Genomic DNA, 224 nt, shown 5'->3' with positions numbered 1-224 from the left:
CGCCCCCGCCCCGTCGCTCCTGACCGCGACCACCTCCGTCGACCCCGGGCCCAACCTGCCCGCCGCCACGGCCCCCGCCCGCCAGCCCCACCGCCCGGCGGTCCGGAGGCAGCCGGACCGCCGCGGCCCCCGCCCCGCCCGCCCCCGCCAGCACGCCGCCCTGCATGCCGCGGTCCCCACCGCGAGCCGCGCCTCGGTCACAAGTTAGAGCCATTCTACGCGAT

1 protein-coding gene is annotated in these 224 nt (G+C 80.8%); it reads left to right on the top strand.

Annotation, left to right across the window (positions count from 1 at the left end; genetic code table 11):
* A partial coding sequence (locus QM517_RS18830; RefSeq protein WP_303655774.1) for a hypothetical protein occupies nt 1-208 on the top strand: 208 nt, incomplete at its 5' end.
* Nucleotides 209-224: the final 16 nt, after the last annotated feature.

This window comes from Microbacterium sp. IEGM 1404, assembly GCF_030056775.1.
Taxonomy (GTDB): domain Bacteria; phylum Actinomycetota; class Actinomycetes; order Actinomycetales; family Microbacteriaceae; genus Microbacterium.
This window is presented reverse-complemented; position numbering and strand designations above follow the sequence as displayed.